Origin of the sequence: Cellulomonas fimi (assembly GCF_028527925.1) — a bacterium.
Lineage (GTDB): Bacteria > Actinomycetota > Actinomycetes > Actinomycetales > Cellulomonadaceae > Cellulomonas > Cellulomonas fimi_C.
The window spans coordinates 72,495-87,770 of record NZ_JAPESW010000001.1 but is presented as its reverse complement, the minus strand read 5'-3'; the positions used below and the strand labels follow the sequence as shown (position 1 = coordinate 87,770).

Below are 15,276 nucleotides of genomic sequence, written 5' to 3'. Positions count from 1 at the left end.
GACTTGCCGCCCGTGGCACTCACCATCGGCATCGTCGGCCTGCCCAACGTCGGCAAGTCCACCCTCTTCAACGCGCTGACCCGGGCGCAGGTCCTCGCGGCGAACTACCCGTTCGCGACGATCGAGCCGAACGTCGGCGTCGTTCCGCTGCCCGACCCGCGGCTGCAGGTGCTCGCCGACCTGTTCGGCTCCGAGCGCATCCTGCCGGCCACGGTGTCGTTCGTGGACATCGCCGGCATCGTCAAGGGCGCGAGCGAGGGCGAGGGCCTGGGCAACAAGTTCCTCGCGAACATCCGCGAGGCCGACGCGATCTGCCAGGTCACGCGTGCGTTCGCCGACCCCGACGTCGTGCACGTGTCCGGTGCGGTGAACCCGAAGGACGACATCGAGATCATCAGCACCGAGCTGATCCTCGCCGACCTCCAGACGCTCGAGAAGGCCATCCCGCGCCTGGAGAAGGAGGTCAAGGGCAAGAAGGCCGACGCCGCACTCCTGGCCGCCGCCGTCTCCGCGCGCGAGGTCCTGGAGAAGGGCCAGACGCTGTTCGCCGCCGGTCTCGCCGACGACGAGCACGTCGCGCAGCTCCAGCTCATGACGAGCAAGCCCTTCATCTACGTCTTCAACACCGACGACGCCGGCCTCGCCGACACCGCGATGCAGGACGAGCTGCGCGCCCTCGTCGCGCCCGCCGACGCGATCTTCCTCGACGCGAAGTTCGAGTCCGAGCTCGTCGAGCTCGAGCCCGACGAGGCCGCCGAGATGCTGTCCGAGAACGGCCAGGACGAGGCGGGCCTCGACCAGCTCGCCCGCGTCGGCTTCCACACCCTGGGCCTGCAGACGTACCTCACGGCCGGCCCGAAGGAGGCCCGCGCCTGGACGATCCGCCAGGGCTGGACCGCGCCGCAGGCCGCCGGGGTCATCCACACGGACTTCCAGAAGGGCTTCATCAAGGCCGAGGTCATCTCGTTCGACGACCTCGTCGCCGCCGGCTCCGTCGCCGCCGCGCGCGCGGCCGGCAAGGCCCGCGTCGAGGGCAAGGACTACGTCATGGCCGACGGCGACGTGGTGGAGTTCCGCTTCAACGTCTGACGCCGCGGAGAAGCGATGGACGATGCCGCGCTTCGGCCTGGCTCCATGACTGAGCGCGAGCGGGCCGTCGAGCGGGTCATGGCGGTCCGCCAGAGGTGAGGTGACGCGTCGTCATTCGGCGCGGTCGGGCGACACGGCCGGCGCCGGGGGCTCGACATCGTGACGCGGGCAGCGGGACCTGTCGAGCGGGTGAGCGACACCGATCTGCCGTTCGTGCGTCGACTCGCGCACGCACCCGAGGTGGATGTCCCCCCCTGCCGCGGGGCTCGCGGCGCCGCAGAGGGTTGATGCCCGGAACGGGGACGCGTGGCGACCGCCCCCCGTCACAGCGACGGGCGGGCACCCGCTCGCCGCCTGACGGACGAGCCCCCGGGCCTAGGCCACGGGGAAGGTCTCGCGGACCAGTTCCTGCGACGTCTCCCAGACGCGGCGGGCCTCGTCCGCGCTGCGGAGCGACGGGTAGAGCGCCTGCTCGCCGGGTGCGCCGCCGAGGTTGCCCGGGCCTTGCGGGCCGTAGAGCACGCCGGGCTGCGCGTCGGGCGAGGTCGCGGCGTAGAGGGCCGGGAGCGCGGCGGTCTCGGGGGTGCCGACGAGGATGCCCCGCGCGGACAGCCAGCGGATGACGCGGACGGCACGCGTGTCGTCGCCGCGTCCGAGCTCCGAGCGGGCGGACAGCAGGCTGGTCGGTGCGACGCCGGGGTGGGACAGGTTGCTCGTGATGCCCCAGCCGGCGGCGTCGCTGCGGCGCTGGAGCTCGAGCGCGAACAGCCCGAACGCGATCTTCGACTGCCGGTACGCGGCCATGCCGTCGTACGACCGCTCCCAGTTGAGGTCGTCCCAGTGGATGCTGCCCCGCCGCGCGGCGATGCTGACCTGCGACGTCACACGTGCACGCCCCTCCCGCAGCAGCGGGAGCAGGTGCGAGACAAGCGCGACGTGACCGAGGTGGTTGACGCCGAGCTGGAGCTCGAACCCGTCGCGGGTGGTCTGCCGGTCGGGTGGCGTCATGACGCCCGCGTTGTTGACGAGCAGGTGGATCGGGTCGCCCTCGCTCCGCATCACGTCGCCGAACGCGGCGACGGACTCCAGGCTGTCGAGGTCCATCGCATGCAGCGACACCGTCGCGTCCGGCACCGTCGAGCGGATCGTGGCGACCGCCGCCTCGCCCTTGCGGACGTTGCGGACTGGCAGCACGAGGTGCGCGCCGGCCGCGGCGAGGCGGGTCGCGATGCGCAGGCCGATGCCGTCGCTCCCGCCGGTGAGGACCGCGCGGGTGCCGGTGAGGTCGGGGACGGTGACGTCGTGGGGTGCGCGTGCCATGGGTGGGCTCCTTCGTGGATGGGGATGGCACGACCCTCGCCCGGGCCGCGGCCGCTATCCAGGACCTGCCAGTCAGTGGTTCCGCAGATCACCGCCGGGTAGAACGGTCCCGACGACCTGAGGAGGACACACGTGGCGATCGACCGGCCCGGCATGGCGCAGTTCCTGCGTCACCGACGCGAGGTCCTGCAGCCCGAGGACGTCGGCTTGCCCCGCGGGCGACGCCGGCGGACGGACGGGCTGCGCCGCGAGGAGGTCGCCGCGCTGTGCCACATGTCGACCGACTACTACGCGCGGCTCGAGCGCGGGACCGGGCCGCAGCCGTCGGAGCAGATGATCGCGTCGATCGCCCAGGGTCTGCACCTGACGGTCGCCGAGCGCGACCACCTGTACCGGCTCGCGGGGCACCGCCCGCCGCCGAGCGGGACCCCGAGCGAGCACGTCAGCCCCGGCCTGCTGCGCATCTTCGACCGGCTGGAGGACACCCCGGCGGAGATCGTCACGGAGCTCGGCGAGACGCTGCGCCAGACGCCCCTCGGCGTCGCGCTCACCGGCGACCTCATGCGCTACACCGGCCCCGCGCGCAGCATCGGCTACCGCTGGTTCACCGACCCGTCGAGCCGCCTCCTGTACGCGCCCGAGGACCACGCGCACCTGTCGCGGCTGTGGGTGTCCGGGCTGCGCGAGGTCTCGGCGGTCCGGGGTCGGGGCTCGCGTGCCGCGGCGCTCGCGGACGACCTGCTCGCGCGCAGCGACGAGTTCCGCACCCTCTGGGACCGGCAGGAGGTCGGTGTCCTGCCGCCCGAGGTGAAGCACTTCGTGCACCCCGACCTCGGGACCCTCGAGCTGACGTGCCAGACGCTGATCGACCCCGGCCAGTCGCACTCGCTGCTCGTCTACACGGCCGTCCCGGGCTCGGAGACCTACGAGAAGCTCCAGCTCCTCTCCGTGATCGGCGTGCCCGCGATGCGCTGACGCCGGCGCGACCGTCAGCCGACCAGGTCGGTCGGGTCCGCGAGCGGGACCAGGCCGTCCGCCGCCGCACGGAGGTCGGCGTCGCTCGCCACGAGGGCGTCGGACTGGAGCTGCGCGACCGCGACGTACTCGCCGGTGCGGACGCCGGTCCAGCCGTGCTCGAGCGCGAGGTCCCACGCGCGGCGGCGGGAGACGCGGTCGCCGAGGAGCCGGATCTTCGTCTCGGTCATGCGCGTGTGGGCGTCGAGCGCGTCGGCGCGGTGGCGCTCGCCGGCGCGCACCGCCGTGAGCAGCAGGTCGAGGCCGTCGACGAGCACGGACTTCGGGGCGACCAGCTGGACGTCGGGCGCGAGGAGTCGGTCCTGGTCGACGAGCCACAGCAGGGTCCGGGCGTCGATCGCGTAGCGCGGCATGAGGAGATCGTGGCGCGCGACCGTGCCGTCGACCAGGGGACGCACGACGGGACGGACGACAGGTGCCCGACGACAGCGGGCGCGCGCGTCCGCTTCAATGGCGACAGCACGCGTCGACGGGCGACGACCGCCCGCCGAGGGCGGGACGAGGAGAGGGAGAGCACGTGTCGTACGTCGTCGACTACCAGCACGTCTCGACGGTCGGGCTGGAGACGTCGCCCGTCGCGGACGCCCTCGCCGGTCTGCGGGCGAACGAGGCGCGGTACTTCCGGACGAAGTACGACCACGTGTTCGCGACCGAGCCGGCGTCCGAGGCCGCCGAGGCCGTGGAGTACGTGCACCGCATCCTGAAGGAGGAGCGCGACCTCGTCATCGCCTCGCGGCCGCTCGAGGCGACCTCGTTCGAGGTCGACGGTGTCCGCTGGACGTACGTCTTCTACGAGTCGGGACTGTCGGTCAACGTCCTGTACACGCTCGCCGAGGGTGGCAAGCGCGCGGTCGGCTTCAAGCTGTCCGACGGGATGGACGTGCCCGACGAGCTCGCCGACCGCTTCAAGTTCGCCAGGCAGCGGTCGAAGCTCGCGGGCACGATCCGCGGCTCGTTCTTCGTCATCAAGAACGCGTACTGACGCGCGCCCGCACGCGCCGCGCGCGTCCGGTCAGCCGGCCGCCCGCGCCACGAGGTCGCGGATCGTCGACTCGACGGCCGGGGTCACCGCGGTGACCGCGAAGGCCGTGGGCCACATCTCGCCGTCGTCGAGCGCCGCGTCCTCGTTGAACCCGAGCGTCGCGTAGCGGGTCTTGAACTTCGACGACGCCTGGAAAAAGAGCACGACCTTGCCGCCCTTCGCGTACGCCGGCTGTCCGTACCAGGTCTTCGGCTGCAGGTCGGGCGCGACCTCCGTGACGATGGCGTGCACCGTCTCGGCGATCTCCCGGTCGGCGTCGGGCATCTCGGCGATCTTCTCGAGCACGTCCGCCAGCCCCGCGTCGGAGCCCTTGCGCTTCGCGGTCCGCACCTCCGTGGCGCGCTCCTTCATCGCGGCGCGCTCCTCGGCGGTGAAGTTCTGGTCCTGCTCGTCGGTGCTGGCGGCGTTCACGTCGTCCTCCGGGTCGTGGTGCGTCGTTCCGTGGTCCCGATGCTAGGAACGGCCTCGTCGCGAGCGCTTCTTCGATCCTGACCGGTGCCGTCGGTCAGCCTGCGACCGGGTCGAGGACGAAGACGCGCAGGTCGCGGCCGGAGCGCGCGGCGTACTCGTCGTAGCCCGGCCAGACGGCGCGCAGCGCGTCGAGGAGGCGGTCGCGCTCGGCGTCCGACGCCAGGTGCGCGACGACGTCGACAGCGCGCCCGTCGACGGCGACGCGCGCCCGCGGGTCGGCGAGGAGGTTGAGCGACCAGGCGGGGTGGTGCTGCTGGCCCCAGTTGGAGCCGATGACGACGAACCGGTCGCCGTCGCGCGCGTAGAGGAGGACGGCGTCGCGCGGCTCGCCGCTGCGCCGGCCGGTCGTCGTGAGGACCAGCTGGGGGAGGGTGGGCCGGCCGAGGACGCTCCAGCGGCCGTCGGTGGCCTGCTGGATGCGCCGGTCGAGGCCGGAGACGGCGCGCCCGAGCCGTGCGAAGGCGCGCGTGCGGCCGAGGCGTCGTAGGAGGGAGGTCACGGGTGAATCCTGGGGCATGCCGGCGAGAGGTCTGACCTGACGACGTGAGACGCCCGCCGTAGCACACTTCTGGGGGGAGCGGGAACGAATTGCCCGTTCAGAGGCTCGCGATCACCGGATCGGACATGTTTCCTCGATGTTTCCCCAGGCCACCCGTCTCGTATCGTGGACGGTACCAGCCAGTATCAATCAGGTAACGATCGGGCCGCGAGTCACCACGTGCCCGAATTGTCCGACGCTGCTTGACTAGCGTGTGCCCAACTCACGGCGGACGTGTACCTGCCCGCCGTCCAGGCGCACGGTGACCCCGGGCGCTCGGCGGCGCCGCACGTCCTCCCCTTCCCAGGAGGAACATTGAAGATCAGGCGAATCAGCGCCATGGCGGCCCCGGTCGCCGTCGGCGCCCTGGTGCTCGGAGCGTGCTCCGGACCTGAGACGGGCTCGGAGATCGAGGAGGACACCTCGGTCAGCGTCGGTTGGAACCAGCCGTTCTACTCGCAGAACAACCTCACGTCGGTCGGCAACGCGACCACCAACGCGAACGTTCTGTACCTGACGAACGCGCAGTTCAACTACTACGACGGCGACCTCAACCTCGTGAAGAACGAGGACGTCGGCACGTACGAGAAGGTCTCCGACGACCCGCTGACGATCAAGTACACGATCAACGAGGGCGTGAAGTGGTCCGACGGCACCCCCGTCGACGCGGCCGACCTCCTCCTGTACTGGGGCCCGCAGGACGACGACTTCGACAACGTCCAGCCGGAGTACGACGAGGAGGGCAACGTCACCAACCAGGACGCCATCGACGCGGGCGTCTACTTCGACGGTTCCTCCGTCGCGATGACCCTGATCAACGAGGCTCCCGAGATCTCGGACGACGGCCGCTCGGTCACGCTGGTCTACTCGGAGCCCCGCTCCGACTGGGAGGTCTCCTTCCAGCCCTCGCCCGTCGCCGCGCACGCCGTCGCCAAGCTCGCGCTCGGCATCGACGACGCCGAGGAGGGCAAGCAGGCCATCATCGACGCGTTCTCGGAGAACAAGACCGAGGACCTGTCGAAGATCGCCAAGGTCTGGAACTCCTCGTTCGACTTCACCTCGCTGCCCGACGACGAGTCGCTGTACCTGTCGTCCGGCGCGTACGTCATGTCGGAGTACGTCGAGAACCAGTACATGACGCTCACGGCGCGTGACGACTACGAGTGGGGCCCGAAGCCCAAGGTCTCGTCGATCACGATCCGCTACACCGAGGACCCGCTGGCGTCCGTCACGGCCCTGCAGAACGGTGAGGTCGACCTCATCCAGCCGCAGTCGTCCGTCGACGTCATCAAGACCCTCGAGGGCCTCGACAACATCGAGTACACGACCGCGCCCGAGGGCACGTTCGAGCACGTCGACACGATCATGAACAACGGTGGTCCGTTCGACCCGGCGACCTACGGCGGCGACGCCGAGAAGGCCCGCAAGGTCCGCGAGGCGTTCCTCAAGACGATCCCGCGCCAGGAGATCATCGAGAAGCTCATCAAGCCGCTGCAGGAGGACGCCGAGACGCGTGACTCCTTCACGGTGGTCCCGGGCTCGCCGACCTACGACGACGTCATCGCCAACAACGGCTCCGACGCGTTCGCCGAGGTCGACATCCCGGGTGCGCAGGCGCTGCTCGCCGAGGCCGGCGTCGCGACCCCGGTCAACGTCCGCTTCCTCTACGGCAAGTCGAACGTCCGCCGTGCGAACGAGTACCAGCTCATCGCTGCCTCGGCCGCTCAGGCCGGCTTCAACGTCGTGGACGAGGGCGACGACCAGTGGGGCTCGCGTCTGTCCGACACGGCCTCGTACGACGCGTCGCTGTTCGGCTGGCAGTCGACGAACACGTTCGCGCTCAACTCCGAGGGCAACTACGTCACCGGCGGCCTGAACAACTTCGGTGGCTACTCCAACCCCGACGTCGACGCCTGGTACGGCGAGATGGCCACGGCCGAGGGCGACGAGGAGAAGGAGCTGACGACCAACATCGAGAAGCAGCTCTTCGCCGACGCGTTCGGTGTCCCGATCTTCCAGTTCCCCGGTGTGGTGGCGAACCGCTCCGTCCTGAAGGGCGTCTCGACGATCCCGCTGTCGCCGACGATCTTCTGGAACTACTGGGAGTGGGAGATCAGCGCCGAGGACTCGCTCGACGCGCCGACGGCGACGCCGGCCGCGACCGAGGAGACCGAGGGCTGACCCTCAGCTCGCTGTGACACGCACGACAGGGGGTGCCGCGGCCACCAGGCCGCGGCACCCTCGTCGTTCGCCCGGGCACCGACAGCATGGTCGCTGACCTGGGCAGACACAGACGTGGGACCTGCGGCACCACCGACACCGCCGAGCCCTCGTAGAATCGTCCTTCGCCACCATCCCCACGCGAACGAGGTTGGGACCCCATGGTCACCTCTGAGAAGAGCCTCGCGCCGGCTCCGGCAGCGGCCACAGCCGCACCGGCCGCGCAGGCCCCCCGGCGCCGAAGCCTCAGCGCCTCCGCGCCGACGTTGACCTTCATCGGTCGCCGTCTGCTGTCCTCGGCGATCGTCCTTCTCGGGGCGACGTTCATCGTCTACATGCTCCTCGCGTACGCGCTGGACCCCCTCGAGGACCTGTACGCCAGCAGCGCTCCCAACAAGGAGCAGCTGATCGAGGCCCGCATCCGGGCGCTCGACCTCGACACCCCGCCGGTCATCCGCTACTTCAAGTGGCTCGCCGGCGTGCTCGGCTACCTCATCGGGCGCGGGACGCTCGGCCAGAGCTGGGTCACCAACCAGGAGGTCACGGACCTCCTCGCAAGCGCGATCCCGTCGACGGTCCAGCTCGTCGGCGGCGCCACGGTGCTGGCCGTCGTCCTCGGCATCACCGTCGGCATCGCCTCGGCGCTGCGGCAGTACACCGGGTTCGACTACTCGGTGACGTTCATGTCGTTCGTCCTGTACTCGCTGCCGTCCTTCTGGGTCGCCGTGCTCCTCAAGCTGTGGGGCGCGATCGGCTTCAACGACTTCCTCGCGGACCCGACGCTGAGCACCGCGATGATCGTGTTCCTGTCCGTCCTGGCCGGGTTGATCTGGCAGGTGCTGATCGGCGGGGACCTGCGACGACGGCTCATCACGTTCGCGACGTCCGCGCTCTCGACCGGCGTCGTGATCTTCGCGGTGCTGGAGAGCGGCTGGCTGCTCGACCCGAGCCTCGGCATGGTCGGCATCGCCGTCCTCGGCGCCGGTGCCGCCGTCGGCCTCACCGCGATGACCACCGGGCTGCACAACCGCCGCGCGCTGCTGTCCTCCCTCACGGTCGTCGCCATCGGCGTCGCGCTGTGGTTCCCGCTGCAGTACCTGTTCGTCGTCCCGGGCTTCAACGGCCTGTGGGTGCTCGGCCTCGGCGTGCTGTCGGTCGTCGTCGGCCTCGTCGTCGGTCGTCTGTACGGCGGCCCCGACTACGGCCAGTCGATGCGCAACGCCGCGATCACCGCGTTCGTCGTGGCCGGCCTGATCTTCGTCGACCGGATCATGCAGGTCTGGAAGCCCTACAGCGACTCGAGCTACATCAACGGCCGCCCGATCGCGACCATCGGCTCGCAGACGCCTGGCCTCAACGGCGACTACTGGGTCGAGTCGCTCGACCGGTTCACGCACCTGATCCTTCCGACCATCGCGCTCATCCTCATCTCGTTCGCGTCGTACACCCGGTACTCGCGCGCGAGCCTGCTCGAGGTCATGAACCAGGACTACATCCGCACCGCGCGGGCCAAGGGCCTGCCGGAGCGGGTCGTCACCGTGCGGCACGCGTTCCGCAACGCGCTGATCCCGCTCGCGACGATCATCCCGCTCGACATCGCAGCCCTGTTCGGCGGCGCGATCATCACCGAGCGGATCTTCTCGTGGAGCGGCATGGGCTCGCTCTTCATCCACTCGCTGGGGGCGAGAGACGCCGACCCGATCATGGGGTACTTCCTCGTCGTCGGGACGCTGCTCGTCCTCGCCAACATCGTCGTGGACTTCGTCTACGCCGCCCTCGACCCCAGGATCCGGGTGAACGCATGACCACCCCCACCCCCATCACGCCCCAGCAGCTCGACGGTCCCGAGCACCACGACGTCGTCGAGAACGCGATCGAGCTCAAGGAGGTCGAGGGCCTCTCGCAGGGCCGCATCGTCCTGCGCCGGTTCCTCCGCCACCGCGGCGCCATGGCGTCGGCGTTCGTCCTCCTGTGCGTCGTCGTCCTGGCGACGACGTCCATCGGCTGGGGTCCCATCCCCGGCTGGTGGAAGTACACGCCGACGGACCTGTCGCCGATCGTCAACTCGGGCGGCGCCCCGACGCTGTCGTTCTCGGGCGGCATCACGATCGGCGAGCACCCGTTCGGCCAGGACAACATCGGCAAGGACGTGTTCGCGCTCGTCATGCGCGGCACGCAGCAGTCGCTCACCGTCATGGTGATCATCGGCCTGCTCGCGTCGGCGATCGGCATCGCGATCGGCGCCTCCGCGGGCTTCTTCCGCGGCCGTCTGGACAACCTGCTCATGCGGTTCACGGACATGGTCATCACGATCCCCGTGATCATGGTCGGCGCGATCCTCGGGGCGTGGGTCGGCGGTGCCAACCCCGTGACCCTGGCGCTCGCCCTCGCGGCGGTCAGCTGGACGTCCATGGCCCGTCTGGTCCGTGGCGAGTTCCTGTCGCTGCGCGAGCGGGAGTTCGTCGACGCGGCCCGCGTGGCCGGCGCGAGCAACGGCCGGATCATGTTCAAGCACATCCTGCCGAACGCGGTCGGCGTCATCATCGTCAACGCGACGCTCCTGATGGCCGCGGCGATCCTGCTCGAGACGGCGCTCAGCTACCTCGGCTTCGGCATCGCGTTCCCCGACGTCTCGCTGGGCAACCTCATCAACGAGTACCAGACGGCGTTCGCGACGCGGCCGTGGCTTTTCTGGTGGCCCGGTCTGTTCATCGTGACGATCGCGCTCTGCATCAACTTCATCGGCGACGGCCTGCGCGACGCGTTCGACCCGCGTCAGCGGCGCATCCCGACGCGTCGGGCCCTCGCCCGGGCGTCGCGTCGCGCCGAGCGCAAGTCCGGCGTCCCGGCCACCGCCGGAGCCTGATCCCGTGACCCGCGGTTCAGAGCGCGAGCGCCAGGACGCTGGCCACCAGCAGGATCGCCAGCGCGGCGATCGTGCCGGTGTGCCAGCGCACGCGCGGGCGCTCGCGCTCGAACCGCGGGTCGTCCAGGAGCCCGGCGTCACGGGCCTCCTCCCAGCGCTGCCGCACGATCGCGGCCGCGTCGCCGGAGTCGGTGCCCGCCAGGTCGCCGGGGCGGACGCCGCCGCCGGGGCCGTAGGTGCTGCTCGGCAGGTTCTTGTCGGCGCCGGCCTGCGTGCGGCCGGTCCGGACGGCGCTCGGCGCGGGCGCGGCCCAGGCGGAGTACTGGCCGTACACGGTGCGCAGCGTCAGCGCGTACTGCGTGCCGATCTCCTGGACCGCCGGCCACGGGATCTCCACGGTCCGCAGCACGTTGCGGATCTCGACGCCCGCGGGCGTCACGATCACCGCGGGGCGCCAGTAGGCGGCCCAGGCGCCGACGGCGACGAGCGCCAGCAGCGGCAGGTAGGGGAGCGTCGTCGACGCGTCGTCCACCAGCCCCGTCACCGCGCCCACCAGGCACAGCACCACGACACCACCGGCAACCCATCGGCCGAACCCCGGCCGGAACTCCACGACGTCCGCCACCATGCGGTCATCGTCCCAGACGGCTCCGGACCGGCTGCGCGCCACCGCGCGACCGCCCCGGCCCCCGCACGGAAGGAACTGCTCGACCAGTGAGCACCGAGACCCTCGCGAACGCCCCGGCCCCGACGCCGGACGGCAAGGCGCCCATCCTCGAGGTCCGTGACCTGACCGTCGAGTTCTTCGTCGACGGCGAGTGGTACCCCGCCGCCACGGAGGTCACCTACGACGTCCGGCCCGGCGAGGTCCTCGCCATCGTCGGCGAGTCCGGGTCGGGCAAGACGCAGTCGTCGATGTCCCTCATCGGCCTGCTGCCGCCGAACGGCCGTGCGTCGGGCTCCGCGAAGCTCGCGGGCCGTGAGCTCCTCGGCCTCACGCACAAGCAGCTCAGCTCGGTGCGCGGCAAGGAGGTCGCGGTCATCTTCCAGGAGCCGATGACCGCGCTGAACCCCGTCTACACGGTCGGGTTCCAGATCATCGAGACCCTGCGCGTGCACTTCGACATGGGCCCCAAGGCGGCGCGCCAGCGCGCGATCGAGCTGCTCAAGCTCGTCGACATCCCGGACCCCGAGCGCGCGGTCGACAAGTACCCGCACCAGCTGTCCGGCGGTCAGCGTCAGCGCGGCATGATCGCGCAGGCCCTCGCGTGCGACCCGAAGCTGCTCATCGCCGACGAGCCGACCACGGCCCTCGACGTCACGGTCCAGGCCGAGATCCTCAAGCTCATGCGCGACCTGCGCAGCCGCATCGACTCCGGCATCGTGCTCATCACGCACGACATGGGCGTCGTCGCCGACCTGTCCGACCGCGTGCTCGTCATGAAGAACGGGCGCATCGTCGAGTCGGGCGTGTCGGACACGATCTTCAACCGCCCGACGCACCCCTACACGATCCAGCTGCTCGAGTCCGTGCCGCACCTGGGCTCGGCGACGCTCCAGGCGCCGGGTGCCGAGCACGACGTGACCTCGACCTCCGCCACGACGGCGACGCCCGTCCAGGCGCCCGCGCCGGCGGACACGGCCACGGGCTACGCGCTCGAGGCGAAGGACCTGATCATCGAGTACCCGTCGCGCGGCCGGATCCCCGCGTTCCGGGCGATCAACGGCGTCGACCTGACCATCGCGCGCGGCGAGGTCCTCGGCCTCGTCGGCGAGTCCGGCTCGGGCAAGACCACCGTCGGCCGTGCCGCCGTCGGCCTGCTGCCCGTCGCGGGCGGGTCGCTCAAGGTCAACGGCGTCGAGCTCGCGGGCGTGAAGCCGAAGACGCTGCGCGAGGTCCGCCAGGACGTCTCGATCGTCTTCCAGGACCCGGGCTCGTCGCTCAACCCGCGCCTGCCGATCGGCGAGTCCATCGGCGAGCCGCTCAAGCTGCACGGCGTCGCGAAGGGCGCCGAGCTCGGCAAGCGTGTCGAGGACCTGCTGGACCGCGTCCACCTGTCGCGGTCGATGCGCAACCGGTATCCGCACGAGCTCTCCGGCGGTCAGCGGCAGCGTGTCGGCATCGCCCGTGCGCTCGCCCTGAGCCCCAAGCTGCTCATCGCCGACGAGCCGACCTCCGCGCTCGACGTGTCGGTCCAGGCCCGCGTGCTCGAGCTGTTCCAGGAGCTGCAGCGCGAGTACGGCTTCGCGTGCCTGTTCATCAGCCACGACCTCGCCGTCGTCGAGATCCTGTCCAGCCGCATCGCGGTCATGAACAAGGGCCTGCTCGTGGAGGTCGGCGACCGCGACGCGATCCTGCGCAACCCGCAGCAGGACTACACCAAGCGCCTGCTGGCGGCGGTGCCCGTGCCGAACCCGGCCGAGCAGAAGCTCCGCCGCGAGGAGCGCGACCGCCTCATCGAGGAGGCCGAGGCCGCGCTGCGGCAGGCCGACGCCCAGGCGGACGCGGTCGCGCACGGCAAGAACCTCGACGAGTTCGAGCAGCAGGAGCAGCGCACCAAGGGCCAGTTCGACGCGACCAACCCGCCCCGCGGCGGCGGCAGCGTCTGACCCGACCGACCCGGGTGGAGTCCTGGGTCACACACGTCCGACGAGGCCGTGACCGCGCGTGCGGTCGCGGCCTCGTCGTCGGCAGGCGGACCCGGACGCGGCCCGCGTGGTCGCGCACGACGCGTCGCCGGTGTTCTCGGTACCCGAGTTGTCCGGCAGAGTTCAGTTCCGGGTGGTGACGACCGATATCCGCAGGTGGCGGCGGTATGAGACCGTCCAGGCGAGACGTCCGACGGGGGAGTCCCGTGCGGCAGGCGATCCGGGAGGTCCGAGGCGTGCGCAGGTCGACGGTGGGGGGTGCCGCGCTCCTCGCGGTCCTCGGGCTGGTGCTCGGCGGCTGCACGCAGCCGGAGCCCGACCCGGAGCGGGCGGGGACGGTCGTCGTCGCGGTCGCCAGCACGTTCGGGTCGCTCAACGCGGGCACGACGCTCGGCCGCACCCCCGGGAGCACGCTCGTCCGGTCGCTCGCGCAGTCGGGCTTCGTGTCGGTCGACGAGGACGGCGCGGCCGTGTTCGACGAGTCGTTCGGCACGGTCGAGAAGATCGCGGACGCGCCGCTCACGGTCCGCTACACGATCTCGCCGACGGCCCTGTGGTCGGACGGCGTCCCCGTGACCCCCGACGACCTCGTGCTCGAGTGGGCGGCCCGCAGCGGCCTGTACGACGACGTGACGCCCGAGCTCGACGCGTCGGGCGAGATCACCAACGCGGACGCGCTCGACGCGGGGGTCGCGTTCTCCGCGACGTCGGCCGCGCTGGTGCACGTCCCGGCGGTCCCGACGGTCGAGGGGTCCAGCGTCACGCTCGTGTACGACGCACCGGTCGCGGACTGGGAGGTCGCGCTCGACGTCAACGTGCCCGCGCACGTCCTGGGCGCCTCGGTGCTGGGGATCGACGACCCGGCGCAGGCCGCGGCGGCCGTGACCGCCGCGATCACCGGTGAGGACAAGGGAGCGCTGCGGTCGCTGTCGCTCGCGTGGCGGACCGGCCTCACCGCGGAGCTGCTCGCCGAGGACGCGACCGCCGCGGTGACGACCGGCCCGTACGTCGTGGAGCGCGTCGTCGGCCAGGAGCGCGTGGAGCTCGCCCGGAACGAGTCGTACGAGGGCGCGCGGCCGGCGGCGTTCGACCGCGTCGTGCTGCGCACCGGGCTGCACCCGCTCGACCAGGTGTCCGCGCTGCGGGGCGACGACGTCGACGTGATCGCGCCGACCGACACCGCCGACGTCCTGGACGCGCTCGAGGACGTCGAGGGCGTGACGACGCGCTCGGGCGGCGACGCGACGCTGCAGATGCAGCTCCAGGTGGCCGGGGGCGGGGCGTTCGACCCCGCGACGTACGACGGGGACGCCGCGAAGGCGGCCGCGGTGCGCGCGGCGTTCCTCGCGACGGTGCCGCGCGACGCGGTGGTCTCGTCGGTCGCGGAGCCGCTGTGGGCAGACGCGGCGCCGGCCGACGCGCTCCTGCCCGCCGCGGGCGCGAGCGTCGGAGAGGTCGACGTGCCGGACGGTGACGTCGCGGACGCGGAGCGGGCCCTCGCCGACGCCGGCGTCACGACGCCCGTCGTCGTGCGCGTGCTCACGGACACCGCCGACCCCGTGCGCCTCGGCGTGCTCGACCTGGTGACCGAGCAGGCCGCCGAGGCCGGGTTCGCCGTGCGACGGTACGAGCAGGCCGACGGCATGGTCGCCGACCTGCGTGGTGCCCCGTCCGCGTGGGACGTCGCGCTGCTCCCCGTGCCGCAGTCGGAGCTGGGCGCGACCGCGACGGCGGCCCGCTGGCGCAGCCAGGGGTCGACCAACGTCACCGGGTGGACCTCGCCCGAGACGGACGCCGCGGTCGACGCGCTCACGGCGATGGTCGACCCCGCGGCCCGGGCGGACGCGTTCGACGCCGTGGCCACGACGCTCGCGGACGGCGCCGCGGTGCTCTCGCTCGTGCGCCAGCCGGTCGTCGTCGCGACGCGCGACGCGGACCCGGACGACGAGGGCCGGCTGCCGCAGCTCGATCCCGTGCCGCCGCTCGCGCTGAGCCGCGCGGACCTCACGTCGTGGTGGGACTGGGCGCGCACGGACGCCTGAGCCG

The 15,276-nt window shown here is 71.6% G+C and carries 13 protein-coding genes; 8 read left to right on the top strand and 5 right to left on the bottom strand.

Annotated elements, in window-relative coordinates; all coding sequences use genetic code 11:
- Positions 1-12 precede the first annotated feature (12 nt).
- On the top strand, positions 13-1,089 hold the full coding sequence (gene ychF / locus OMK64_RS00385) for a redox-regulated ATPase YchF (RefSeq protein ID WP_272725977.1): 1,077 nt from the start codon (positions 13-15) through the stop codon (positions 1,087-1,089).
- A gap of 375 nt (positions 1,090-1,464) precedes the next feature.
- Here ychF and OMK64_RS00380 read toward each other — a convergent pair whose 3' ends face one another.
- Positions 1,465-2,409 carry an SDR family oxidoreductase gene (locus tag OMK64_RS00380; protein ID WP_272725976.1) on the bottom strand — a complete coding sequence of 315 codons (945 nt, stop codon included), beginning with the start codon at positions 2,407-2,409 and terminating at the stop codon, positions 1,465-1,467.
- Between the two features lie 153 nt (positions 2,410-2,562).
- Here OMK64_RS00380 and OMK64_RS00375 point away from each other — a divergent pair, with 153 nt between their 5' ends.
- Positions 2,563-3,384: a helix-turn-helix transcriptional regulator gene (locus tag OMK64_RS00375; protein ID WP_272726084.1), complete on the top strand. Its 822-nt coding sequence runs from the start codon at positions 2,563-2,565 to the stop codon at positions 3,382-3,384.
- Between the two features lie 14 nt (positions 3,385-3,398).
- On the opposite strand, the gene OMK64_RS00370 is transcribed toward OMK64_RS00375, so the two are convergent.
- Positions 3,399-3,797 carry a hypothetical protein gene (locus OMK64_RS00370; RefSeq protein ID WP_272725975.1) on the bottom strand — a complete coding sequence of 133 codons (399 nt, stop codon included), beginning with the start codon at positions 3,795-3,797 and terminating at the stop codon, positions 3,399-3,401.
- 164 nt (positions 3,798-3,961) lie between these two features.
- On the opposite strand from OMK64_RS00370, the gene OMK64_RS00365 reads away from it, so the two are divergent.
- Entirely contained in the window at positions 3,962-4,426 is a 465-nt protein-coding gene (locus OMK64_RS00365) for a DUF8821 family protein (protein WP_272725974.1), read from the top strand.
- 30 nt (positions 4,427-4,456) lie between these two features.
- Here the strand turns inward: OMK64_RS00365 and OMK64_RS00360 are convergent, their stop codons facing one another.
- Both OMK64_RS00360 and OMK64_RS00355 read right to left on the bottom strand, forming a co-directional pair.
- Entirely contained in the window at positions 4,457-4,837 is a 381-nt protein-coding gene (locus OMK64_RS00360; protein WP_272726083.1) for an iron chaperone, read from the bottom strand.
- Positions 4,838-4,991: 154 nt separating this feature from the next.
- Positions 4,992-5,456 carry a nitroreductase/quinone reductase family protein gene (locus tag OMK64_RS00355; protein ID WP_272725973.1) on the bottom strand — a complete coding sequence of 155 codons (465 nt, stop codon included), beginning with the start codon at positions 5,454-5,456 and terminating at the stop codon, positions 4,992-4,994.
- Positions 5,457-5,810: 354 nt separating this feature from the next.
- Between OMK64_RS00355 and OMK64_RS00350 the strand changes: the two genes are divergently transcribed.
- The 3 genes from OMK64_RS00350 to OMK64_RS00340 all read left to right on the top strand — a co-directional run bounded on the left by OMK64_RS00350 (position 5,811) and on the right by OMK64_RS00340 (position 10,581).
- Positions 5,811-7,676, top strand: a complete 1,866-nt coding sequence (locus OMK64_RS00350; protein WP_272725972.1) for an ABC transporter family substrate-binding protein — start codon at positions 5,811-5,813, stop codon at positions 7,674-7,676.
- A 200-nt stretch (positions 7,677-7,876) separates the two neighbouring features.
- Positions 7,877-9,520: an ABC transporter permease gene (locus OMK64_RS00345; RefSeq protein ID WP_272725971.1), complete on the top strand. Its 1,644-nt coding sequence runs from the start codon at positions 7,877-7,879 to the stop codon at positions 9,518-9,520.
- On the top strand, positions 9,517-10,581 hold the full coding sequence (locus tag OMK64_RS00340; RefSeq protein WP_272725970.1) for an ABC transporter permease: 1,065 nt from the start codon (positions 9,517-9,519) through the stop codon (positions 10,579-10,581). The genes OMK64_RS00345 and OMK64_RS00340 overlap by 4 nt, the downstream gene beginning before the upstream one ends.
- A 16-nt stretch (positions 10,582-10,597) precedes the next feature.
- Here OMK64_RS00340 and OMK64_RS00335 read toward each other — a convergent pair whose 3' ends face one another.
- Positions 10,598-11,209, bottom strand: a complete 612-nt coding sequence (locus tag OMK64_RS00335; protein WP_272725969.1) for a PH domain-containing protein — start codon at positions 11,207-11,209, stop codon at positions 10,598-10,600.
- An 86-nt stretch (positions 11,210-11,295) separates the two neighbouring features.
- On the opposite strand from OMK64_RS00335, the gene OMK64_RS00330 reads away from it, so the two are divergent.
- Both OMK64_RS00330 and OMK64_RS00325 read left to right on the top strand, forming a co-directional pair.
- Positions 11,296-13,191, top strand: a complete 1,896-nt coding sequence (locus OMK64_RS00330; protein WP_272725968.1) for an ABC transporter ATP-binding protein — start codon at positions 11,296-11,298, stop codon at positions 13,189-13,191.
- A 275-nt stretch (positions 13,192-13,466) separates the two neighbouring features.
- A complete protein-coding gene (locus tag OMK64_RS00325; protein ID WP_272725967.1) occupies positions 13,467-15,272 on the top strand; it encodes an ABC transporter substrate-binding protein in 1,806 nt (601 codons plus the stop codon).
- Positions 15,273-15,276: the final 4 nt, after the last annotated feature.

Coding starts and splice junctions, on each gene's coding strand:
- OMK64_RS00380 (WP_272725976.1), bottom strand. CDS start 2,409: ATGGCACGCGCACCCCACGACGTCACCGTCCCCGACCTCACCGGCACC.
- OMK64_RS00340 (WP_272725970.1), top strand. CDS start 9,517: ATGACCACCCCCACCCCCATCACGCCCCAGCAGCTCGACGGTCCCGAG.
- OMK64_RS00370 (WP_272725975.1), bottom strand. CDS start 3,797: ATGCCGCGCTACGCGATCGACGCCCGGACCCTGCTGTGGCTCGTCGAC.
- OMK64_RS00335 (WP_272725969.1), bottom strand. CDS start 11,209: ATGGTGGCGGACGTCGTGGAGTTCCGGCCGGGGTTCGGCCGATGGGTT.
- OMK64_RS00345 (WP_272725971.1), top strand. CDS start 7,877: ATGGTCACCTCTGAGAAGAGCCTCGCGCCGGCTCCGGCAGCGGCCACA.
- OMK64_RS00375 (WP_272726084.1), top strand. CDS start 2,563: ATGGCGCAGTTCCTGCGTCACCGACGCGAGGTCCTGCAGCCCGAGGAC.
- OMK64_RS00360 (WP_272726083.1), bottom strand. CDS start 4,837: ATGAAGGAGCGCGCCACGGAGGTGCGGACCGCGAAGCGCAAGGGCTCC.